Genomic DNA, 20,172 nt, shown 5'->3' on the forward strand with positions numbered 1-20,172 from the left:
CCAAGATCGCGGTCGTCAGGCGCGGCGGCGCTGTTCGGCGATGCTGACGGTCAGGGCCATGGCGAAGGCCATGCTCGCGGAAAGGGAGCGGAACCCCGCATGGTCGGCTTCCACCACCTCAAACCATTCGCGCGAGCATTCCGCGAGGGGCGAAAAGGCGGAGTCGGTGAGGGAAACAACGGGTATATCTCGCGCCGCGAGGGTGCGGGCTTGGGCGGCGCTTTCGGGCGCGTAGGGCGAAAAACTCACCGCAAAAGCGGCGTCGCGGGGGGTGGCCATGGCGAGAAGGTCGTCATCCATGCCATTGGCGGTGCCCACCAGCTGGCAGCGCACGCGCAGCTTGCCGAAGGCATAGGCCATGTAGCTGCTGATGGGGTAGGAGCGGCGCTTGGCGATGAGATAGATGGTGTCGGCCCTGGCCAGCAGCGTTACCGCGCGCTCAAAGCTGTCCGGATCGACAGCGGCGCCGATGGCATCAATGGAGCGGTGTGCCGCCGCCAAAAAGCCGTTGAAGATATTGGTGCTCTCCGCCCGCGCCGTCCCGTCCTGCTCGAGGGTGCGCAGGCGCTCCTCATAGGATGAGGTGCGTTCGCGCAGGCGGGCGCGAAAGAGCTGTTGCAGGCCGGAAAAGCCGTCAAAGCCGAAATGCTGGGCGAAGCGCACCAGGGTCGAGGGTTGGACATCGGCCGAGAGGGCGATGCTGGCGGCGGTACCGAAGGCGATCTCGTCGGGATTGTCGAGGGCATAGGCGGCCACCTGGGTCAGCCGCTTGGGCAGCTCGTTCTTGCGCTCGAGAATGGTGGCGCGCAGGGCATCGTAGTCGGCAGGGGTGAGGGGCTTGGCGGCGGCGTCAGTCATCGGCGATATCCCGGTTCCCCTCTCATAATCCTCAAGCCCCCGGATGGCGCAAGGCGCGAGCCCTATTCCCGATCACCCCAAGCTCGATTATCCATTTTAGCACGAGGGAGGACGTGATGGATAATTCGATTGGTGTGGGCCTGATCGGCACCGGCTATATGGGCAAATGCCATGCCCTGGCCTGGACCGGCGTCAAGGCCGTGTTCGGGGACGGGCCGCGGCCCCGGCTGGTGCATCTGGCGGAGGTGGATGCGGGATTGGCGGCGCGCCGGGCCGAGGAGTTCGGGTTCGAGCGCTCAACCGGGGATTGGCGCGTACTCGTGGCCGACCCCGATGTCGAGGTGGTGTCGATCACCACGCCCAATGCGTTTCACGCGGAAATGGCGGTGGCGGCGCTCGAAGCGGGCAAGCATGTGTGGTGCGAAAAGCCGATGGCGGTGACGCTGGCCGATGCCGAGCGGATGACGGCGGCGGCACGGGCTTCGGGCAAGACCGCGGTGCTGGGCTACAACTATATCCAGAACCCGATGATCCGGCAGATCGGCGCCATCCTCGCCGAGGGCACGATTGGCAAGGTCAATCATGTCCGGCTGGAGATGGACGAGGATTTCATGGCCGATCCCGAGGCGCCGTTCTTCTGGAAGAACGAGCTGGCGGCGGGCTATGGCGCGATCGACGATTTCGGGGTGCATCCGCTCAGCCTCCTGCAGGTGCTGTTCGGCCTGCCCAGCCGGGTGTTTGCCAATCTCAGCAAGCCCTATCCTGACCGGCCCAGCCGCGAGGGCGGGCGGCGCAGTGTCGAGAACTGGGATGTCAGCAGTATCCTGTTTGAACTCGGGCCCGAGATTAGTGGCCTCATGGCGCTGAGCCGCACGGCGTGGGGGCGCAAGGGGCGGATCGCGCTGCAGATCTTTGGCAGCAAGGGCAGCATCGCCTATGACCAGGAGCGGCTCAACGAGCTGCAGCTTTATGTGACGAGCGACAAGCCAAGCGAGCAGGGGTTCCGCACCATCCTGTCAGGTCCGCAGCATCCGCCTTATGACCGCTTCGTGCCGGCGGCGGGGCATACATTGGGGTTCAATGATCTCAAGATCATCGAATGCCACGAATTGCTGCGGGCGATTGCCGGCGAGCCGGCGCGGGTGATCGATTTTGAGGCTGGGCTGCAAATCGAACGGGCGGTGCATGCGATGGGTCAGTCGCATCGCGAGCAGCGCTGGGTGGAGGTCGATTAGAGACGGGGCCGGACAGAAGGCGGCGCGTTCGCGTTCCACGATTTCGGCAAGGACGCTGCGGTCGCCGCCAACGCGGCGGAGGAGCCGCAAGGATGGCGCTGGATTCCAGCGGCCGACGATGGGCTGTGGGGGAAGAGGGTCAGCGCTCTGGCCGAAAATCGGTCGGAGCGCAAGGTCGGGATAGTTGAACGCAGTTAGGGCCCAGGGCTTGGTCGCCCCGGGTCGAAGCGTTAGTCAGTCGCCACTTAGTCGTCGGTGTTGAGCGACAGCGATGCGGGAGCGAAAGTCGAAGAGGTGCGGGCCGCTGGTGCGCTGGCGCCTACATCGAGATTGGTGCCAACAGCGTTGGTGCTGCCGAGTGGGCTAAGCGTATAGCGATCAACGAGCACGACATAGTGGCTGCCATCAGGGTTGACTGCCTGCACGCGGATGGCGTCGCCCCACTGCTCGACGCTGGTGGCGTCGATGTCGCGGTGCGCCAGAACCGAGGTGATCTCGTTGATGGTGCGGCCGTTGATTTCGCGGGTCTCAACCAGGCTTTCAGCGGCCATTGTGACGGGTGCTGTAGCGAGGAGAGCGAGGGCGACGAGGCTGATTTTCAGTGACATGGAAGAATCCTTTCGTTTGAATTTCCGTGTGACTGATAGCTAGGTCGACCATGGTCCCCGAATAAGACGTGGAATGTAGAAGCTTTGTTTCTCTACAGAGACAATCAGCTGGTGGGAGCCGGGGGCTCCTGTCAGGCTGCCGCGTTGGCCTGATCGGCCAATCGCTCGCAGGTGGCGAGCCGCTCGGGTACTGCGCCGGCGAGGTAATCCAGCAAGACCCTTACAGCCGGAACAAGACCTTTGCGTGACGAAAAAACGGCATGAACGATGCCATCCGGCGTGTACCAGCCGGGAAGCAAATGCACCAATTCGCCGCGGGCAAAGGCGGGGGCCGCGGCATATTCAGGCAAGACAGTCACGCCCAGGCCGGCAATGGCGCTGGTGCGCAGAACAACAAAGCTGCTGCACATCAAGCGCGGCCGACTGCGGATCTGGCGGGTTTCGCCATCGGGCCCGGTTAAAAGCCAGTCTACCTCCTCGTGGACGTTGAGAGAGGATAAGGTGGGCAGTTGCGACAGGGTATCGATAGTGATGGGGTGACGCACCGCTTCTACCAAGGCAGGGCTGGCGACAAGGACGCCCCGGGCCTGCCCAAGACGGCGCACGATCAAGTTCGGGTCGGAATCCAGGCTCGAACGGGCCCGAATGGCGACATCGACGCCGTCCTCGACCAGATCGGCAGCCCGGTCGATGACCTTGACCTGCACGCGAACCCGCGAATAGCGGGCGAGGAATTCGGGGAGGAGCTCGTTGATCAATTCATCGAGCAGGGCCTGGGGACAGCTGAGACGGACGATGCCGTTGGGCTCGGTCTGAGCTTGCGCGGCGACGGCCTGGGCGCCTTCGGCACCGGCCAACATGGTTTCCGCCTGCTCAAAGACGGCGCGGCCGACTTCGGTGAGCCGTAAGTGGCGCGTGGTGCGCTCCAGCAGGCGTACGCCGAGCTGGGCTTCGAGCTGGGCTACGCGCTTGCTCAACGTTGCCTTGGGCGTGCCCGTAGCTCGGCCGGCAGCGGTGAAGCCGCCATGGGTGGCAACGGAGTGGAAGAAGTAGAGATCGTTCAGATCGAGCATCGTATGCATGTGTCCATCTCGCCGAGACGCTCCGAGCCGCCTTCCCGGGGCCCGGCGACCGGGCAGCTCGCGCAGCCAGGTGGAGGCAGGTTTGGCCGCGAGGGCGCAGTCTGTCACGGTTTGGGTGCCACGTGGATTTCTTCTGCGCAACAATTGTTGCCAATATGCTGTTAGCCGCGGTGACAGCGGCTGGACCCCGGCGGGTTGATTGCCAAGCGCTGGCGATTGGCGTTATGGCCTTAGGGATGCAGCGAGCCACCGCCGCAGGGAGGAATGCGAGTGAGCGTAGCCTTTACCAAGGAAGACAGTGCGCAAACCGCGGCGGAAACCATGCTGCCGGATCGCCCGATCCCGGCGGCACCCAATCTGGTGACCGAAGCGGGATTGACGGCGCTGCAGGCGCAGTTGGAGGCGGCGCGCGCCGCCTATGAAGCTGCCATGGCGATCGAGGACACCGATGAAAAGCGGCGCGAAGGGGCGGGCCCCTTGCGCGACCTGCGCTATTTCACCGAACGGGTGCGCACTGCGCAGGTTATGCCCGAGCCGGCGGGCACCGATAGGGTGCTGTTTGGCAGCACAGTGACCTTTCGGCGCGATGACGGGCGGGTGCAGACTTATCGTATCGTGGGGGAAGACGAGGCCGACCCGAAGGCCGGCTCCATCTCCTACGCTTCGCCCATCGCCGCGGCGCTGATGGGCAAGGCCGTAGGCGATGCGGCTAACCTGGGCGCGCAAGAACTCGAGATCGTGGACATCGCATAAGCCGGCAAGCTGCAGCTGAAGCCGCACCGGCCTTGGGCCGTGCGGGTATGGGGCAGGCGGGCGTCGCAGCGAGGGCTGCGACATGGGGCGAAGTTCGCCTCGGTGCCGGTCGTCCGGCGGGAAATAGAAGGTGAAGCAAGCTTCGCCCCATGCTCTATCGGAGACTCTTCGGTGAGGACCGTCCGTGGCTAGACCCGTGCCAAACGCCAGAAGCCCTGAAGCTTCATGGACCGGGGGATGAAATCGGTCCCGGATCATCCTCGTCCCGAAGGAGCTTGGGCGACCCCAAACCCATCCGATATTCCCGCACCGACCGTTCGTCGCGACCGCGCAGCTTGCCCGGGAACAAGGGGATTGTGCCTGAGGTTTTCGGGGGCGGGGATAAGTTTATTGGGGGCGGTGATGGCCGCCCTCGTGGTTCGAGGCTGCGCTTCGCTACGCACCTCACCATGAGGGCTCCGGCTCCGTGTTTACTCGGCCGCTTGCGCGCGCTCGGTTTGTCATCCCGTTTCAGGCTTGTGAGCGTGTCCGAGCGCTGCAAGGCGCGGGTGAAAGGGAAAATTAGCCAATTTCGGGGAGGAGTGGTGGCAATTGCCTGACCAGGAATCACGCATGCGCAAAGCCCTTTTCGCCGTCCTCGGCCTGTTGCTGGTGACCTCCGCTGGTGCTGCCGAATGGAAATATGAAGGGGGCAATGTTCCCATTGCCTGGTTCGATAATGGCGATGCCCAGTTCCAGTTCGCCTGCCGTGGCGGCCAGCTAGCCATGGGCTTTTGGGTGCGCAAGCCCGACGCGGCGGTTGCCGGCAGTACGGCCCTAAGCCTCGCCATTACTCCGGACCCGGCCGAGGGCAGCAAAGTTACTGGTGGGGCCGGCACCAGCTTTGCCCAGGACATGCCGCTGGTGCATTCCGATGGCTCCTCAGTGATCGTCCGCGGCCCCGTAGCGCGCCAGTGGGCCAAGATCGCGCAAGGCGCGCGCGATCGTATCCGGGTCGCCTATGTGCGGCCGGCCGGCAGTGGGCTCGACGTATTCGACACCAATGTCTTTGGCGCCAAGGGTTCCTCGGGCGCCATCGCCAAGGTGCTGGCTAAATGTAGCTAGGGCCGGGCGATCCTATGCAGGCGGCTCAGTCACGAAGGGCATGATATCGACGCTATCCCCGGGAAACACGCTGAAATGGGGATGGTTTTCAAAGAGGCGCGCAGCGTCCTCGATGGTTGGTGCTTCCACCGTGAGATAGCCGCAGACCGCGTTGGTGGCGGGCGCGGTTCCTGAGCTGGAAACGCGCAGGGTCTTGCCGACCATGCCGCCGCGGTCGGGGATATGAGCGGCGTTGCGGCTCTCCCATTCCGTCCATTGCGCGACGCCTTTGGCATCAATGGCGTCCTGTTCGGCCTTCGGGAGGGCGCGGAAGCGGACGACGTTCTCGGGCTGCATGGTGTAAAGGGCGAGAAAGCGGGGCATCGGGAGGCTCCTGGTTCTGGCGTTACACGGGTTAGCTTAGCCGTTCGGAGCGCGCGTGTCGCTAGCGGCATGCGGGGCTTGGGTCCGGCCTTCCTGGCCCCCGGAGCAGTGGCCACCCGGACGGTGGTTTCAGGTTGGTCCGGGCGGCCGGCACTCTCCTTGGTCGATCGTCCATTCCCCCGTCACGCGGCAAAAACGGGGATTTCCGCTGTGGCGCGACGTTCCAGCAGCGCCAGCACAAGAACGATCGCGGCCTGGGCGAGGAGAAAGGTCCAGCCCAATGCGCTGGGGGTGAAGCGACCAGCGAAGGGCAGGGCGATACTGGCGACTACCCAGGCAATGTTGCCCAAGATGATGAAGTTGGTTGCCCAGTTCGCCGGGTGCTGGCGGCAGGCGGTGATGGCCATAAAGATGGCGATGGGAAGCAGCAGCATGCCGGCATAGAACAGGAGCCCGGACGGGATGGCGGTCAGCCTTGATAACGGCCCTGGGCCAGCGAGCAACAGCAAAGCCATTGCGGTGCAAGTTGCCGCATCAATGAACAGCAGACGACGAAGCGATAGATTTGGCATCGGATTGGTCCTCGGTTGAGCCGGCCAGCACGGCCGGTGAGGAGAACCTGCTATTGATGTGTGCTGAGGTCGATTACCTGCCAGGTAATCGGCACAAGATGACCGCACCGCTACTCAGGGCGCATGAGTATGACCGATACCCTCAGCATTGGTGAACTTATTGCGGGCTGGCGCCGCCGCCGCAGGATGAGCCAGCTTGAACTGGCCCTGGAAGCGGGGATCTCACAACGGCATCTCAGCTTTCTCGAATCGGGTCGTTCCCGCCCGAGCCGCGACATGGTGCTGCGGCTTTCCGAGCAGATGAGCGTGCCTATGCGCGAGCGCAATGCCCTCCTCGTGGCGGCAGGCCATGCGCCGAGCTATCGGGAGCAAAGCATCGACCACATCGAGATGGCGGCGGCCCGCCAGGCGGTGCAATCCATCCTCGATGGTCACCGCCCGCACCCGGCGCTCGCCCTTGACCGGCACTGGAACCTGCTGATCGCAAACGAGCCGGCGTTGCGGCTCATGGACGGCGCCGACGCTAGTCTGGCGCAAGCGCCGGTCAATGTGTTGCGGCTGAGCCTGCATCCGCTGGGTCTAGCACCGCGGATCATCAATTATCGGCATTGGAAAGCCCATATCGTCCAACGGTTGATCCAGCAGATCGAACTCACCGGCGACCAAGAGCTGGTGGCATTGCTGGACGAGATCCGATCCTTTCCGGTGCCCGCCAAGGCGGAGCCCCATTCGGGGAAGCTCGCAGGTGGTCACCCCATAGCGGTTCCGCTTCGGCTTACCAGCCCACAGGGCGTGTTGTCGTTCCTTTCGACCACCACGATCTTCGGGTCGGCGCTCGATATCACCCTGTCAGAACTGACGATCGAGACCTTTTTCCCGGCTGACCCGCATACGGCGGAGGTGATGATGCGGCTCGCCGATCTATAGGTCCTGAGGTGCAATAAGCGCCGGCGAAGGTTCTTGGCTGCGCCAACACGGGACGGGTTCGGCCAGCGTTTGCAGGGTGTTGATCTCGGCGCCCGCAATACGCTGCAGCAGCAGTCGGGTAAGCTCCTCGCCGGCCGAAAACACGTCCTCGCGGATGCTGTCGATGGCGGGGAACAGGGTGGGCAGGATCCCCGAGGTTTGCTTGTAAACCAGGTGGATGTCCCGGCCAGGAAGAAGGCCACCATCCTGCAAGCCGGCCACCAGAGAAATCGTGCGCAACTCGCTGTCGCAGATGATGCCATGGGGGCGCTCCGGGCCTTGTGCCAGATCCAGCGCCAAGCGCCGCAACGCGGATGGCGGCAACCCTTGCGTGTTTTCCAGCAGGCTGGTTTCGAGCCCAGCTCGGCCAGCGGCCTTGTTGAACGCCGTGACGATGTTGTGGTGGTTCATCGTACTATCGTCGCCGGCCGCCAGCATGATGCGCCGACAGCCCTTTTGCGCCAGACGCTCCACCGCCATGGCGGCAAACACTTCGGAATGGAAGTCGTGATAAGGGTGGGGGGTGTGGAACTCGGTCCGCCCGTGGCTGACAAAGGGAAAACCGGCATCCATCAGCATCTGCACGCGCGGGTCGCGCGGGCCGGTATGGGTCAGGATCACGCCGTCGGCCGTGCGGTTGTCGAGCACATAGCGGATGGTGTCGGCGGATGAGTGCCGGTCAAATTCGGGGATCACGGTCAGATGGTAGCGGGTGCCCTTAATGGCTTGCCCGATCCCCTGGATCATCTGGCGCGCAAAGTCGATGGCGTCTTCCGCGCCGTCCAGCACGAGGGCAATCACATTGGTTTTTCCCGTACGCAGGCGCACGCCGGCACGATCGGGAATGTAGCCGAGCGAGCGAGCCACCGCGTTGACCTTGTCGCGGGTTTCCTGCTTGAGCGTCGTGCCACCGCGCAGCGACAGCGACACCGTCGACAGGCTCAGCCCGGTGGCTTGGGCGATAGTGCGGAGTGTTACCCGTTGGCCGGTGCCAGTGCTCCGGGCACTGTCCAAGCTCTTTTTGCTGCTCATTGATCTCTTCCCGAGCCGCAGTTCTACACCAGCGCTCTAGGGAAGCCAATTCTTCACATTGCAACGATGCAGGGATTGTTGCTCCGGCGGGCGGAAGATCAGTCGGAAGCTAAATCATTGTGCTTACGGGGGATTGCAGGAGTTGTTCGCAGCTGACCCGCTCGATTCGGTAAATCCGTTTGCAACGTTGCAAAAACTATGGCTTGGTAACCGTGCCGGAATGGAGGTTCTGGCACGAGCCGCCCGCAAGAGGTGGCGGGAGCAATCGAGGAGGAGTTGATGCTCACACGTGGTTTTCTGACCGCGGCTGCTACGCTGTTGCTGATGACGAGCGCTGCAATCCCGGCGCATGCCGAAATCTCCATCATGTATATGGAATCCTTTGCGTCCCTGATCGAGGAAGGGATCAAGGATTTCGAGGCGGAAACCGGGGAAACGGTGAATGCCATCAAGCTGCCGGGGCAGGGCTATGACCAGCGCATTGCCCTCGATCTGAGCGCCGGCACCGCAGCCGATGTGAACCTGATCGACAGTTTCATGGTCAGCGAGTTGGCTTCGGCGGGCTATCTCGCGCCGCTTGGCCCGCTCGCGGCCGGCTGGGACCAGTTCCAGTATTACCTGCCGGGGCTGCTGGAAGTCGCGTCCTATCAGGGCGAGCTTTATGCGCTGCCCACCGATACCGATGTGCGCATGCTTTGGTACGACAAGTCCAATTTCGAAAAGGCGGGCATACCCGTGCCGTGGCAGCCAAAGAGCTGGGCTGATGTGCTTAATGCGGCACAAAAGCTCAAGGATGCGGGGGTGCAATACCCGTTCCAGCTACCCGCCGGCACCAAGCAGGCGGAAGCGGCGACCATGCAGGGCGTTTACATGGCGCTGCTGGGCGCCGATGTGCCCGAGGGGGATCGCAACCGGCTGCTGAACCGCGAAACCAATCAGTGGATCGGCGACAGCCCCGGCCTGCGCCGCACCTTCGATCTTTACCACCGGGTCTATGTCGAGGACGAGCTGAACCCGGCCGATCTCAACTATGCAACCGATATCTCGGCGGCGGTTCGCCAGGCGCTGGCGGACGACAAGCTCGGGATTCACGCGTCGGGCTCGTGGGAGGATGCGTGCCTCTGGGACTGCAACAATCCCCCCAGCCGCGAGGAGCGGGACGCGCAGGTCGGCTGGACGCCCTGGCCCGGCTCGGGCGAGCCCGGCACGAAGGCGACCACTAATATTTCGGGCGGCTGGACGCTCGGGATCAACGCCAATGCCGCCGACAAGGATATGGCCTTCCAGCTGGTCACGGCGATCTTCGACGAAGAGAATTTCAAGGCCTGGACGCTGGCCAACCACCGCATGGCGGTGCGCACCGACATTTCGGATTCCCCCGAATACAAGGAAGATGCGTTCCTGGCGGCGGCGACCCAGCTGGCCGCTGACACGACCGGTCGCGACACAGTGCCGGGCTACCAGACCGTCTCTGCTTTGGTGCAGCAGGCGACGGCCGATATTCTCGATGGTGCTGCGGTGGAAGATGTGATCGCGGAATATCACGACGCGCTGGTGGACGAGTTCGGCGAAGAAAACGTCATCACTTACGAGTAGGCGTTCCTCCTTGAGCGGCGGCACCCAGGATCTTTCCGGGTGCCGCCGGCCGGGAAGGCTTGCCGCGGCCATTGGAACACTCCGCCAGCGAGTGAGAACCCATCCATGAAAAACCAGGCCAATCCCTGGCTCACCAGCAATCTCCTTGTCCTGGCCATGGGACTGTTGCCCGCTGCCGTCCTGATCGGGGCGCTGCTGTATTTCACCGCCTGGGCCTTTGCCTTCAGCTTCACCGACTTGGCATTGGTGGGCCGCAAGGCAGTGGAATGGAGCTGGGTGGGCTGGGAAAATTATGAACGCCTGTTCACCCGCCGGGGGTTTCTGGAGTCGCTCTGGACCACGGTGATCTTCGTGTTTTTTTCGGCCATTGTTGGCCAATCCGTCCTCGGCTTTCTGCTGGCGGCCAGCTTACGCGGCTCACGCTCGACGCTGCGCAGCGTGGTGGAAGCCTGCATCATGCTGGGCTGGCTTTTGCCCGATATCGTCGCGGCATTCCTGTGGTCGGCCACGACTTCGCAGACCGGGCTCATCAACCAGCTCATCATCGTGCCGCTTGGCTTCCCACCGGTCAACTTCATCAATCAGTATGCGCTGCCCGTGGTGATCATCGCCAATATCTGGAAGGGCACGGCGTGGTCCTACCTGCTGTTTTCGGCGGCGCTGGATTCGGTGTCGCGCGAAGTGGTGGAGGCGGCCAAGGTCGATGGAGCGACGCCGTTCCAGCGCATCTGGCTGGTGATGTTGCCGATCATCCGGCCTCATATCGCGACCAATATGCTGTTCATCACCATCTGGACCTTCACCTACTTCCCGCTGATCTTTGCCATGACCGGGGGCGGGCCGGGCACGCAAACCCAGACGCTGGCGATCTTCCTTTACAATCAGAGTTTTTCGCGCGGCAATCTGGGCTTTGGCAGCGCCATTTCGGTGGCGATGCTGGTGATCGTGGGCGTGCTGTCGCTGTTCTATCTTCGCCTGTTGCGGGAGCCCAAATGATGGAGGGCAACCCCGCTCAATCGCGGCTGACCGCAATTGCCCTGGCCTTTGTGGCCGTGATCTGGGTGAGCCCATTTTCCTGGCTCGTACTCAACGCTTTCAACCCACTGTCGACAGGCCAGCTTGAAATACCACGCTCCGTGGGACTCGAGAACTTTGCCCAGGCGGTCAGCGGCAATGCGGGCAAGCAGTTCCTGAACTCGATGCTGATCGCCGCCGGGACGGCTACGCTGAGCGTGCTGGTGGGCATTGCCGCGGCCTATCCGTTGTCGCGGCTGCGCATTCCGGGACGGAATGCCTTTTTGTGGACCTTGGTGCTGCTGCGTATGCTGCCTTCGGCTGGCGTGCTGGTGCCGCTCTATTTTGCGGCGCAGCGGAGCGGGCTGCTCAACCAGTTCGGGGTAATCATCGCGCTTACCATCCTCAACCTGCCGTTCACGCTGCTGCTGCTCAAGAACTTCTTTGACACCGTACCCATCGAGCTCGAGGAGGCCGCCTATGTCGAAGGCGCCTCGCTGTTGCAGATCGTCAGCAAGGTCGTCCTGCCCATGTCGAGGGCCGGGATCGCGGTGGTGTGGTTCTATAGCTTCACGGGCGCCTGGAACGAGTTCTTGCTGCCCCTGATCTTTGCCCGCGTGCAGGACGCCTTCCCCATGTCGGTCGGGCTGTATGCGGCGTTCGGCCAGCAGGGGGCAATCAATTACGGGTTCCTCACGGCCTTTTCCATCATCTACGCGGCGCCGGCGGTCGGCGTGTATTTCCTGTTGCGGCGGAACATGAACACAGGGTTCGCCGGTGTCGGAGTTAAAGGATGACCTATTCCAATCCCCTCGCATCAAAGCTCGGCCTGGGCGACGATGATCTCAAGATGGAGGGAAAGCTGCTGCGGCTGTGCGCCGACCTGCAGCACAAGATCCTGACCCCGATCCCCGACGCGCCGTTTCAATGGCATGTGCAGCATGCCGACATGGCCGTTGAGCAGGCGCTCGCTGCGGACTGGCGCGCCTGGGAGCCGTTCGGCCCGCGCTCGGTCTGGGCGAAAAAGCAGGGTCACACCTGGTTTGCTGCCGAGGTGGTCGTGCCCGAGGCGGCGGCTGGCCAAACGCTGGTGCTTGCCTTTACCTCGCAATGGCAGAGCCGGCCGGGCTCAACCGACCCGCAATGCCTGGCCTATCTGGATGGCAGGATTGCCCAGGCGCTCGACGGCAACCACACGGAACTGGTGATCGAGCGCAATGCCAGGCCGGGGAACTCCCATACCCTGCTGGTCAACGCCTTCACCTTTTTCGATCGGCCGCTGGTAGGCTTTGGCGTGGAGTTCTTCGTGCGCAACGAGCGCGCCGAAAAGCTCTATTACGATCTGCAAACCCCGCTGGACGTCGCCATTCGGTTGCCGCAGGCCGATCCGCGCCGCCATGCCATTCTGTCGACCGTGGACCGTGCCTTGCGGGCGCTGGACCGGCGCGGCGCGCATACTGAAGCTTTTGCGGCTTCGCTCGGCGATGCGGAAAAGATCGCCGCTGAAATCTACCAGATCGTCGACACCGAAGTGCAGCCGCAGATCACGGCGGTGGGCTCGACCCATCTCGATGTGGGCTGGCTGTGGCGGGTGATGCACACCCGCGACAAGACGGGGCGGTCCTTCGCGACGGTTCTCAACCTGATGGAGGAATATCCTGAATTCGTCTTCATGTATAACCAGTCGGTGCTCTTCGACTTCCTCAAGCGCGACTATCCCGAACTGTGGGAGCGCATGCTCGCCAAGGTGAAATCGGGGCAGTTCGAAATCGAAGGCGCCATGTGGGTGGAGCCCGACGTCAACATCGTTTCGGGCGAAAGCCTGGTGCGCCAGATCATGCGCGGGCGCCGTTTTCACCTCGACCATTTCGGAGTCGACCCGAAGACCGTCTGGCTGCCCGACACCTTCGGCTATTCGGCGAACCTGCCCCAAATCATGGACAAGTCGGGGCTCAAATATTTCGTCACCTCCAAGCTCAGCTGGAACGACACCGACCGGCACCCCTATGATAGCTTTTTCTGGCGCGGGATCGACGGGACGGTGACCAAGGCGCAGCTGATCACGGCGCAGCGCTTTGAGTCCGAGGCGATCTACACCACCTATAATGGCGATTTGTCGGTCAGCGAGACCATGGGCGCCTGGAAGCGCTATGAGCCCAAGGCGGTCCACAATGAAGTCGTGATGTCCTATGGCTATGGCGATGGCGGGGGCGGCCCCACCCGGGCGATGATCGAACGCGGTATTCGCCTGCAGCGCGGTATTCCCGGCGCACCTAGGGTCAAGCTCGAAGGCATCGTGCCGTTTCTCGAGCGACTGGGGCAGCGCATGGACGCGGTTGGCTCACGCTTTCCCACCTGGAACGGCGAGCTTTACCTGCAATATCATCGCGGCACGCTGACTTCGGTTGCCAAGAACAAGGCGAACAACCGCCGCGCCGAGCGCATGCTGCGCGAGTTGGAATTCCTCGGTGCCATGGCGATGCTGCGCACCGGGGCTGCCTATCCGGCGGAAACGCTCGCCGAGTTGTGGGAACTGGTGCTGATCAACCAGTTCCACGACATCCTGCCCGGGACGTCCATTCCCGAGGTCTATGTCGACAGCGACAATGAATATGGGCAGATTTTTTCCACCCTTGGCTCCCGCAACGGCCCTTGGCACGCCGCGGCCAACGCGCTCGGCGGTGCCCGGCAGCTGCGGTTGTTCAACTTCACCGGGCAAACCCGCTCCGGGCTTGTCAATCTTGGCTCGGGCGGGGGGCTCGCGGGACTAGCGCTGGCCACAGCGGGCGGCGCGCACCCGGTGCAGGCCATCAGCCGCGCCGATGGCAGCAGCGAAGCGGTCGCTCCCGTGGCAGCGCTGCCGTCACTGGGCTGGACGGATGCGCAACTGGTTGGAGGCGGGGCGGCGGACCCCAGCTCGGCCGTCTCGGTTTCCGAAACGCATCTCGAAAACGAAGTGCTGCGCGTAAGCTTCGACAAACGAGGGGAAATCACCTCGGTCTTCGACAAGACGCGCAACCGCGAGGCGCTCCTACCGGGGCAAACGGCCAATCGGCTCATTGCCTATGAAGACAAGCCGATGGAATGGGACGCCTGGGATATCGACCGCTATTTCGAGGAACAGTTCTGGCCGCTGGCGGACGGCCCCTGCACGATCAGCGTGGTGGAAACCGGCCCGCACCGCGCCGCCATCCGCGTAGAGCGGCAATACCAGGTTTCCACGGTGGTGCAGGTGATCTCGCTTGCGGCCGGGGCGCGCCAGATCGAGTTCGATACCTTTATCGACTGGCAGGAACGCCAGACGGTGCTCAAGGCGCAATTCCCGTTCGATCTCAACACCTCGGAGATCCGCTCGGAAATCCAGTTCGGCCATGTCAAACGGCCGACCCACCGCAACACCTCTTGGGACAAGGCGCGCTTCGAGGCCTCCATGCATCGCTGGGTGGACCTAAGCGAAGCCGACTGGGGCGTCGCGCTGCTTAACGACTGCAAATATGCCTATGACTGCCTTGAGCAATCGGTCCGACTGACGCTGGTGCGCGGCTCGACCTTCCCCGATCCCATGGCTGATCTGGGCGAGCACCGCCTGCGCTACGCACTGATGATCCATGATGGCGTTGCCGACCTGGCGCAAGTGCATCGGGCGGCCGAGCGCTTCAACAATCCGGTGGCGGTGGTCGGCGATCTCACGCCGGCGGCAGCGGCGGCAGGGGCGCTGGCAAGCTTCAGCTTTGCCAGTGTCGACCAAGCCAATGTCACGCTCGAGACGGTCAAGAAGGCCGAAAAATCCGACGCCATCGTGCTGCGGGTGTTTGAGCACGCCAATATGCGCGCCGAGGCCAGGATCACCTTTGGCGTGGCGGTTAAATCGGTACGCCTGGTCAATCTGATGGAGGAAGGCGATGCCACCCCGCTCCAAGTGAGTGGCAGCAGCGTCAGCCTCTCCCTGCGTCCCTTCGAGATCGCAACCCTTCTGATCGAGACCTGAGACCCAAGCCGTGCTGCCCCTTCTTTCTTGAGGAGGGGCAGCGACCCAGACACTGGAGAGGAAAATGGCCGAAGTTTCCCTGCGTGGCATCCGCAAGTCCTATGGCGCTCTCGAGGTCATCCATGGCGTTGACCTCGAGATCGGCTCGGGAGAGTTCGTGGTGTTTGTCGGGCCCTCGGGCTGCGGCAAGTCCACGCTGTTGCGCATGATCGCGGGGCTCGAGCCGATCTCGGGCGGGGAGATCTCGATCGGGGGCAGGGTAGTCAATGACATTCCCTCGCCCCAGCGGGGGATCGCCATGGTGTTTCAGAGCTATGCGCTGTATCCGCACATGAATGTCTACGACAACATGGCTTTCGGGCTGCGGCTGGCCAAGACGCCCAAGGAGGAAATGGATGGGCGCGTACGTGAGGCCGCGCGCATTCTCCAGATCGAGACCTATCTCGACCGCATGCCCAAGGCCCTGTCGGGCGGGCAACGCCAGCGCGTGGCGATCGGCCGGGCGATCGTGCGAGCGCCGCAGGTGTTCCTCTTTGACGAACCGCTTTCCAATCTCGATGCCTCCTTGCGGGCCCAGACCCGCATCGAGATCGCCAAGCTCCATGGGGCGCTCGACGCAACGATGATCTATGTCACCCACGATCAGGTCGAGGCGATGACGCTGGCGGATCGGATTGTCGTGCTCAATGCCGGGCGGATCGAGCAGGTGGGCACCCCGCTCGAGCTCTATCGCAATCCGGTCAACACCTTCGTGGCGGGCTTTATCGCTAACCAGCGCATGAACTTCATTGACCTCAAGGACGGCGCCAATGCTTTGCTGGCCAGCTCGCCGCGGCTGCGGCAGCGGCTCGAAGGCCAAGCCAATATCCGCACCATCGGCATCCGGCCCGAGCATCTGGCGCTGGCGAGTGCCGGAGACGCGGACCTCAGTGGCACCCTGTCGCTGATCGAGCAGTTCGGCGAATATGCGCTGGCCTATGTCGAGCTGCCCAGTGGCGACCTCATCACCATCAAGCTCGAGGGCGCGCCCGAGCTTGCGCCCAACCAGCCCATCCACATGGCCGTGCCACCGGGCTCGTTGCATGTGTTCGACGAAGGGGGGCGGGCGCTGCGGAGCTAGGTTCCGGCCGCGGCCCGGCCGTCGGCGCGATATTGCAGGGGCGACACGCCGCGCTTCTTGCGGAACACCTTGGCCAGGTAATTGGCATCGGCAAAGCCATGCGCCCGGGCAATGCTGACGACGCTTATATCGGTGGCAAGCAGCAGCCGCTCGATGCGCTCAAGGCGCCGCTGCAGCACGAAATCGGCCGGAGCGATCCCCACAACGGCACTGAACTGGCGCACGAAATGGCTGCGGCTCATTTCGGCGACGGCCGCGAGGCGCTCGACATTGAGCGGGTCGGCGAGATGGGTTTCCACATGGGCGACGACCCGCGCCAGGGCCGGCAGCAGGGTTTCCTCCGGTTCCGTGCTGGCGCCAAACACGCCGTCATGGAGAGCGGCAAGGCCCGCATAGGCGGCGCTCGAGGCTTCGCCGGGGGTGAGCTCGGGCTGGGCCATCAAGGTGAGGCAGGCGCCGGCCAGGCGATCGATGATGATGTCAGGGAGGGTGACGACGGGGCCGCGGGCATCGATCACCTGCCGCACGAGACGCAGCGCCTCGCGCCCGTTGAGCACCATCCAGAAATACTCCCAGTGGCCGCCGCGCTCGAGCCAATAGCGGTGGGCATGGGGCATGGACAGAACCATGGTTTGCCCCGGCACCAGCCGGTGCTGCACGCCGGCAAAATCGAGCCGGCCTTCGCCAACAAGCGTGTGCTGAATGACGAGGAACGGCGCGGTGCCACGCTGTAAACCGTCCCAGGAATACACCTCGTTGCGCCGCTGCTCATATCCCGCGCTCACGGCCATGCAGTGCAGAGGCACGGCACTTTTGGGCAAGCGCAGCAGGCGGATGTCAAAGCCATGAGCGACGAGGTCGGTGAGCACAAAATTACCCTGTTCGGCACAACCTTTCTCTAGCATCGACGCGGTGGCGGAGGCTAGCACTAGGACCAAGGCAATTGCCGCCAACAGGCCTGGGGAGAACCAGTTTGTCGTTTAAAGTCACCGTTATCGGGGCCGGCTCGATCGGCTTCACCAAAACCCTGATCTCGGACCTGCTCAAGGTGCCGGAATTCGTGGATTGCGAGTTCGCGCTCACTGACATCAACCCGCACAATCTCGACATGGTCAGGCAGGTGATCGAGACGATCGTTGCGGTCAACCGGCTGCCGGCCAAGGTTACGGCCACGACGGATCGTCGCGAAGCGATCAGCGGTGCCCGCTATGTGATGAGCTGCGTGCGCGTGGGTGGGCTCGAGGCCTTTTCGACCGATATCTCCATTCCGCTCAAATACGGGGTGGACCAATGCGTCGGCGACACGATTTGCGCGGGCGGCATTCTTTACGGGCAGCGCAACATTCCGGTGATCCTCGACTTCTGCAAGGACATCCGGGAAGTGGCCGAGCCCGGCGCGCTGTTCCTCAACTATGCCAACCCCATGGCGATGAACACCTGGGCGGCCGATCTTTATGGCGGCGTCGATGTGGTGGGGCTCTGCCACGGCGTGCAACATGGGGCGCACCAGATCGCCAAGGTGCTGGGGGTGCGTGACGACGAACTCGACTATGTCTGCTCGGGTATCAATCACCAGACCTGGTATATCGATATCCGCGCCAAGGGCCGCAAGATCGAGGCGGACGAACTGATCGCCGGGTTCGAGGCGCATCCGGTGTATTCAAAGCAGGAAAAGGTGCGCATCGACGTGCTCAAGCGCTTCGGGGTGTATTCCACCGAAAGCAACGGGCATCTGAGCGAGTACCTGCCCTGGTATCGCAAGCGCCCCGAGGAGATCGGCCGCTGGATCGACATGAGCGACTGGATCCATGGGGAAACCGGCGGCTATCTGCGCTATTCCACCGAGCGCCGGAACTGGTTCGAAACAGACTTCCCCATGTTCAAGGAGCAGGCCAACAAGCCGTTGTCCGAGCACAAGCGCACCAGCGAACATGCCAGCTATATCATCGAGGCCAAGGAAACCGGCCGCGCTTATCGCGGGCATTTCAACCGGCGCAACAACGGCATCATCACCAATCTGCCGGCCGACGCGATCATCGAGAGCCCCGGCTATGTCGACCGGTTCGGCATCAACATGATCGAGGGCATCACGCTGCCAACGGCCTGCGCGGCGACCTGTTCAGTGTCGATTTCGGTGCAGCGCTTGTCGGTGGAAGCGGCGATGACCGGGAATATCGATACGCTCAAGCTGGCGGTGCTGCACGACCCGCTGGTGGGCGCAATCTGCACGCCCGACGAAGTCTGGGCCATGGTCGACGAGATGGTTGTGGCCCAGGCGCAGTGGCTGCCGCAATATGCCGATGCGGTGCCGGCGGCGGCCGAGCGGGCGGCGAAGTCCACGGTCAAGACGCGAGACTGGAATGGCGCGGCGCGCAAGCAGGTGCGATCGGTGGAAGAGCTGCGTGAAGTGGTGGGTGGACACCACTAGGCAGAAATAGCCGAAGACAAGAAAACGGGGCGCCTGGGGCGCCCCGTTTTTGCTTGGGAGCTGGGACGGCGCGCGGCTTTAGGCTACGCGCTGCTTGCGGGTGCCGCGGGCCCATTGGGGCAGCATGTCACCATGAGCTTCGGTCAGATCATCGACGAGGTTCCAGATCTGGTCGAGGTCGAGCTCGGCCGCGGTGTGGGGGTCCATCATCGCCGCATGGTAGATGTGCTCGCGGTTTTCGGTCATCAGCGCTGCGACGGTGAGCTCCTGCACATTGATGTTGGTGCGGATGAGGGCCGTGAGTTGCGGGGGCAGATCGCCGATATAGGTGGGCTGCAGGCCGTTGTCGTCAACGAGGCAGGGCACTTCCACTGCGGCATTGTTGGGCAGGTTGGTGATGACGCCATTGTTGCGTAGATTGCCGTAGATCACCGAAGGCTCGCCAGTCCAGACCGAGTTAACGATGGACGAGGCATATTCCTTGGACGGCTTGACCTCAATCCGGTCGGCCTTCTTGTAATCCTCGGACGTCTTCTTCCAGCGCGCGATCTGCTCGATGCAGCGCTTGGGATATTCATCGAGCGGCACGCCGAACTTCTCGATCAGGTCCTCGCGACCCTCTTTGATGAAATAGGGGGTGTATTCGGCAAAGTGCTCGCTGCTCTCGGTGACGAAATAGCCGAGACGGGTCAGCATCTCGTAGCGCACCTTGTTGTTCTGGCGCGGGTTCCAGCTGCTGGGCTTGGGGGCACGGCCTTCGGCATAGGCTTTGAGCAGCGCGGGATAAAGGTCCTGGTATGAGCCGTCTGGCAGGCGGTGCTCGAAGTTGAGGAAGAAGGCCATATGGTTGATGCCGGCCGAGCGGTAGCGAATTTCCTCGTAAGGAATGTCGAGATCATGGGCCAATTCCATGGCCGTGCCTTGTACGGAATGGCACAAACCGACCTGCTTGATGGTCGGGTATTTCTCGGCAATGGCCCAGGTGTTGATGGCCATGGGGTTGACGTATTGCAGCATCACCGCGTCGGGCGCGACCTGCAGCATGTCCTCGCAGATGCTCCAGAGATGGGGCACGGTACGCAGGCCGCGCATGATGCCGCCGACCCCGAGAGTGTCGGCGATGGTCTGGCGCAGATTGTACTTCTTGGGCACGTCGAAATCGATGACGGTAGAGGGTTCGTAGCCGCCGATTTGGAAGCAGACCACCACGAAATTAGTGCCATCAAGCGCCTGGCGCTGGTTGGAATAGGTCTCGACGGTTGCGGGCACGCCAAGGGTCGCGATCAGCTTGCTGGCGATGATCTCGCTTTCGGTGAGGCGCGTGGGATTGATGTCCATCAGCCGGATGGTGGCGCCGGCAAGGGCGGGGCGCTGGAGAATATCGCCCACGATGTTCTTCATGAACACCGATGAGCCCGCGCCGATAAAGGTGATCTTGGGATTTGCCATAACT

At 63.0% G+C, this 20,172-nt stretch carries 18 protein-coding genes; 10 read left to right on the forward strand and 8 right to left on the reverse strand.

The features are described from left to right. Nucleotides 1-15 precede the first annotated feature (15 nt). On the reverse strand, nucleotides 16-858 hold the full coding sequence (locus AC3YOG_RS18160; RefSeq protein WP_489889170.1) for a MurR/RpiR family transcriptional regulator: 843 nt from the start codon (nucleotides 856-858) through the stop codon (nucleotides 16-18). Nucleotides 859-974: 116 nt separating this feature from the next. Between AC3YOG_RS18160 and AC3YOG_RS18165 the strand changes: the two genes are divergently transcribed. Continuing rightward, nucleotides 975-2,093, forward strand: coding sequence for a Gfo/Idh/MocA family protein (locus tag AC3YOG_RS18165; protein ID WP_489936088.1), 1,119 nt, complete (start codon nucleotides 975-977; stop codon nucleotides 2,091-2,093). Nucleotides 2,094-2,338: 245 nt separating this feature from the next. Here AC3YOG_RS18165 and AC3YOG_RS18170 read toward each other — a convergent pair whose 3' ends face one another. Next, nucleotides 2,339-2,701 carry a hypothetical protein gene (locus AC3YOG_RS18170; RefSeq protein ID WP_127753327.1) on the reverse strand — a complete coding sequence of 121 codons (363 nt, stop codon included), beginning with the start codon at nucleotides 2,699-2,701 and terminating at the stop codon, nucleotides 2,339-2,341. Nucleotides 2,702-2,832: 131 nt separating this feature from the next. After that, nucleotides 2,833-3,783, reverse strand: a complete 951-nt coding sequence (locus tag AC3YOG_RS18175) for a LysR family transcriptional regulator (protein ID WP_489936089.1) — start codon at nucleotides 3,781-3,783, stop codon at nucleotides 2,833-2,835. Between the two features lie 270 nt (nucleotides 3,784-4,053). On the opposite strand from AC3YOG_RS18175, the gene greA reads away from it, so the two are divergent. Both greA and AC3YOG_RS18185 read left to right on the forward strand, forming a co-directional pair. After that, complete coding sequence (gene greA / locus AC3YOG_RS18180; RefSeq protein ID WP_489936090.1) at nucleotides 4,054-4,536, forward strand: transcription elongation factor GreA; 483 nt, start codon at nucleotides 4,054-4,056, stop codon at nucleotides 4,534-4,536. Nucleotides 4,537-5,148: 612 nt separating this feature from the next. Beyond that, nucleotides 5,149-5,640, forward strand: coding sequence for a hypothetical protein (locus AC3YOG_RS18185; RefSeq protein ID WP_127753324.1), 492 nt, complete (start codon nucleotides 5,149-5,151; stop codon nucleotides 5,638-5,640). Nucleotides 5,641-5,652: 12 nt separating this feature from the next. Here the strand turns inward: AC3YOG_RS18185 and AC3YOG_RS18190 are convergent, their stop codons facing one another. After that, nucleotides 5,653-6,003: a hypothetical protein gene (locus tag AC3YOG_RS18190; protein WP_489936091.1), complete on the reverse strand. Its 351-nt coding sequence runs from the start codon at nucleotides 6,001-6,003 to the stop codon at nucleotides 5,653-5,655. A gap of 182 nt (nucleotides 6,004-6,185) precedes the next feature. After that, nucleotides 6,186-6,575 (reverse strand): hypothetical protein, encoded by a 390-nt coding sequence (locus tag AC3YOG_RS18195; RefSeq protein WP_489936092.1) that lies wholly within the window; start codon nucleotides 6,573-6,575, stop codon nucleotides 6,186-6,188. Nucleotides 6,576-6,704: 129 nt separating this feature from the next. Between AC3YOG_RS18195 and AC3YOG_RS18200 the strand changes: the two genes are divergently transcribed. Then, nucleotides 6,705-7,502 carry a helix-turn-helix domain-containing protein gene (locus AC3YOG_RS18200; RefSeq protein WP_489936093.1) on the forward strand — a complete coding sequence of 266 codons (798 nt, stop codon included), beginning with the start codon at nucleotides 6,705-6,707 and terminating at the stop codon, nucleotides 7,500-7,502. On the opposite strand, the gene AC3YOG_RS18205 is transcribed toward AC3YOG_RS18200, so the two are convergent. Continuing rightward, the gene (locus AC3YOG_RS18205; RefSeq protein ID WP_489936094.1) at nucleotides 7,497-8,573 is read right to left on the reverse strand and encodes a LacI family transcriptional regulator; all 1,077 of its coding nucleotides are present in this window, start codon (nucleotides 8,571-8,573) and stop codon (nucleotides 7,497-7,499) included. The genes AC3YOG_RS18200 and AC3YOG_RS18205 overlap by 6 nt on opposite strands. Before the next feature lie 279 nt (nucleotides 8,574-8,852). Between AC3YOG_RS18205 and AC3YOG_RS18210 the strand changes: the two genes are divergently transcribed. From AC3YOG_RS18210 to AC3YOG_RS18230, 5 genes are all read left to right on the forward strand, one after another. Continuing rightward, entirely contained in the window at nucleotides 8,853-10,169 is a 1,317-nt protein-coding gene (locus AC3YOG_RS18210) for an extracellular solute-binding protein (RefSeq protein ID WP_489936095.1), read from the forward strand. 105 nt (nucleotides 10,170-10,274) lie between these two features. Continuing rightward, a complete protein-coding gene (locus AC3YOG_RS18215; protein WP_489936096.1) occupies nucleotides 10,275-11,165 on the forward strand; it encodes a carbohydrate ABC transporter permease in 891 nt (296 codons plus the stop codon). Next, nucleotides 11,162-11,980 carry a carbohydrate ABC transporter permease gene (locus AC3YOG_RS18220; RefSeq protein ID WP_489936097.1) on the forward strand — a complete coding sequence of 273 codons (819 nt, stop codon included), beginning with the start codon at nucleotides 11,162-11,164 and terminating at the stop codon, nucleotides 11,978-11,980. Before AC3YOG_RS18215 ends, AC3YOG_RS18220 begins: the two co-directional genes overlap by 4 nt. Continuing rightward, complete coding sequence (locus AC3YOG_RS18225) at nucleotides 11,977-15,171, forward strand: alpha-mannosidase (protein WP_489936098.1); 3,195 nt, start codon at nucleotides 11,977-11,979, stop codon at nucleotides 15,169-15,171. Before AC3YOG_RS18220 ends, AC3YOG_RS18225 begins: the two co-directional genes overlap by 4 nt. Before the next feature lie 64 nt (nucleotides 15,172-15,235). Continuing rightward, nucleotides 15,236-16,291 (forward strand): ABC transporter ATP-binding protein, encoded by a 1,056-nt coding sequence (locus tag AC3YOG_RS18230; RefSeq protein WP_489936099.1) that lies wholly within the window; start codon nucleotides 15,236-15,238, stop codon nucleotides 16,289-16,291. Here the strand turns inward: AC3YOG_RS18230 and AC3YOG_RS18235 are convergent. Continuing rightward, nucleotides 16,288-17,160 (reverse strand): helix-turn-helix domain-containing protein, encoded by an 873-nt coding sequence (locus tag AC3YOG_RS18235; protein ID WP_489936100.1) that lies wholly within the window; start codon nucleotides 17,158-17,160, stop codon nucleotides 16,288-16,290. The two genes, AC3YOG_RS18230 and AC3YOG_RS18235, sit on opposite strands and share 4 nt — an antisense overlap. A 104-nt stretch (nucleotides 17,161-17,264) precedes the next feature. On the opposite strand from AC3YOG_RS18235, the gene AC3YOG_RS18240 reads away from it, so the two are divergent. Beyond that, nucleotides 17,265-18,719, forward strand: coding sequence for an alpha-glucosidase/alpha-galactosidase (locus AC3YOG_RS18240; protein ID WP_489936101.1), 1,455 nt, complete (start codon nucleotides 17,265-17,267; stop codon nucleotides 18,717-18,719). Between the two features lie 78 nt (nucleotides 18,720-18,797). On the opposite strand, the gene AC3YOG_RS18245 is transcribed toward AC3YOG_RS18240, so the two are convergent. Next, on the reverse strand, nucleotides 18,798-20,168 hold the full coding sequence (locus tag AC3YOG_RS18245; protein WP_489936102.1) for an alpha-glucosidase/alpha-galactosidase: 1,371 nt from the start codon (nucleotides 20,166-20,168) through the stop codon (nucleotides 18,798-18,800). Between the last annotated feature and the right edge of the window lie 4 nt (nucleotides 20,169-20,172).

This window comes from Devosia sp. Z6_126, from assembly GCF_058133495.1.

Coding starts and splice junctions, on each gene's coding strand:
- AC3YOG_RS18160 (WP_489889170.1), bottom strand. CDS start 858: ATGACTGACGCCGCCGCCAAGCCCCTCACCCCTGCCGACTACGATGCC.
- AC3YOG_RS18165 (WP_489936088.1), top strand. CDS start 975: ATGGATAATTCGATTGGTGTGGGCCTGATCGGCACCGGCTATATGGGC.
- AC3YOG_RS18170 (WP_127753327.1), bottom strand. CDS start 2,701: ATGTCACTGAAAATCAGCCTCGTCGCCCTCGCTCTCCTCGCTACAGCA.
- AC3YOG_RS18175 (WP_489936089.1), bottom strand. CDS start 3,783: ATGCATACGATGCTCGATCTGAACGATCTCTACTTCTTCCACTCCGTT.
- AC3YOG_RS18185 (WP_127753324.1), top strand. CDS start 5,149: ATGCGCAAAGCCCTTTTCGCCGTCCTCGGCCTGTTGCTGGTGACCTCC.
- AC3YOG_RS18190 (WP_489936091.1), bottom strand. CDS start 6,003: ATGCCCCGCTTTCTCGCCCTTTACACCATGCAGCCCGAGAACGTCGTC.
- AC3YOG_RS18195 (WP_489936092.1), bottom strand. CDS start 6,575: ATGCCAAATCTATCGCTTCGTCGTCTGCTGTTCATTGATGCGGCAACT.
- AC3YOG_RS18200 (WP_489936093.1), top strand. CDS start 6,705: ATGACCGATACCCTCAGCATTGGTGAACTTATTGCGGGCTGGCGCCGC.
- AC3YOG_RS18205 (WP_489936094.1), bottom strand. CDS start 8,573: ATGAGCAGCAAAAAGAGCTTGGACAGTGCCCGGAGCACTGGCACCGGC.
- AC3YOG_RS18210 (WP_489936095.1), top strand. CDS start 8,853: ATGCTCACACGTGGTTTTCTGACCGCGGCTGCTACGCTGTTGCTGATG.
- AC3YOG_RS18215 (WP_489936096.1), top strand. CDS start 10,275: ATGAAAAACCAGGCCAATCCCTGGCTCACCAGCAATCTCCTTGTCCTG.
- AC3YOG_RS18220 (WP_489936097.1), top strand. CDS start 11,162: ATGATGGAGGGCAACCCCGCTCAATCGCGGCTGACCGCAATTGCCCTG.
- AC3YOG_RS18225 (WP_489936098.1), top strand. CDS start 11,977: ATGACCTATTCCAATCCCCTCGCATCAAAGCTCGGCCTGGGCGACGAT.
- AC3YOG_RS18230 (WP_489936099.1), top strand. CDS start 15,236: ATGGCCGAAGTTTCCCTGCGTGGCATCCGCAAGTCCTATGGCGCTCTC.
- AC3YOG_RS18245 (WP_489936102.1), bottom strand. CDS start 20,168: ATGGCAAATCCCAAGATCACCTTTATCGGCGCGGGCTCATCGGTGTTC.